This window comes from Bathymodiolus heckerae thiotrophic gill symbiont, assembly GCF_900128515.1.
Lineage (GTDB): Bacteria > Pseudomonadota > Gammaproteobacteria > PS1 > Pseudothioglobaceae > Thioglobus_A.
In genome coordinates, this window is record NZ_FQTP01000215.1 from 1 (window position 1) to 1,181 (window position 1,181).

Below are 1,181 nucleotides of genomic sequence, written 5' to 3' on the forward strand. Positions count from 1 at the left end.
TAAAAACAAGGAAGAATTAAACAGTAAGATTATGGCATTCATTAATTATTTCAATGAAACGATGGCAAAGCCCTTTAAATGGACCTATCAAGGTAAGGTTTTGGTGATATAAAATCTATGAACGAACTTACGGGGCGCTGTACTAGTGATATTTATTTAGCATTATTCAGCGTTTATAGACAAAAACATCCAAATCTGTTTTTTCACTCTGGTACACATTTATTTGAGAATATTTATCGTTTTGTGAAGACTGGACAGCTTCCTTGGGCTTAGGTTGTGAGATAACTTTTTTTACTTCTGATAAAGATATGTTTAAGGAGGTCGATCTTAAAGCTGGAACAGAAACAGCAAGAGGTTTTACGTTTTTTATCACTTTTTGAACATATCCATTTTTTAATCCATTTACAATTGAGCCTGTATTGTATTCAGAGATAGCCGCATGTAAAGCTCCCTGCCCTTTCATTCCAGACTCTAAAGCTCGTTGATAATTGTCTGTAAGAATAGCCGCACCAACTTTTATGTTAGTACATGGATCAAACGCCTCTTCTATGGATATGTTATATTTTTTTAAGTTCTTAGTATTTATTTGAGCAATTCCTATATCTAAATTTATTTGTTTTTCTTTAATTAGCCAATTTACAGTTTCGAGAGCCTCCTCTTTGCTCTTGGGCTGTCTTTTCAGGATATATAGTTTCTCAGATAAATAATTTCCCGATTGAACTAGTTAGTGCTTGCACGAAATAAATAATACTCTTTTAAATCAATCCATTATGGTATAATAACACCCAATAATAGCATTGAAGATTCTGATCATCCCTTTTTGGTGGTTATCGTAAAAAATCATTATGTCATTGTTATTTAACAAGTATTTATTTCTACAAACCGAACTGGCAAAGACTAAGCCCTCAAGAATAGCCCGGTTCATTAAAACTTCGCATCAGATCCATGAGAAACATCATATCGTCACAACTGGAAATCGGGCAAGTCGATATTGCCAACATCGTCATTGACGTCACATCGCGCGATGATATTCCACTCATCCTGCTGGGCTTGCAACACATCTATACAAGCAAACCTTTGAAAGAAACTGTTTTCAAAATCCTCCAAGAAGTTATTCCACGTAAGAATAAAACAAGCAGTGATGAAACAGTTTCCGTAGCGCCAGACAGAGGGCGCCCCGG

General features: G+C 35.5%; 1 protein-coding gene and 1 pseudogene. One reads left to right on the forward strand and one right to left on the reverse strand.

The genetic code is table 11. The features are described from left to right. Positions 1 to 166: 166 nt before the first annotated feature. Positions 167 to 685, reverse strand: a complete 519-nt coding sequence (locus BTHERMOSOX_RS11340) for a transglycosylase SLT domain-containing protein (protein ID WP_138121218.1) — start codon at positions 683 to 685, stop codon at positions 167 to 169. Between the two features lie 260 nt (positions 686 to 945). Here BTHERMOSOX_RS11340 and BTHERMOSOX_RS11345 point away from each other — a divergent pair. Further along, a pseudogene (locus tag BTHERMOSOX_RS11345) lies at positions 946 to 1,181 on the forward strand (ISNCY family transposase); the annotation flags it as partial.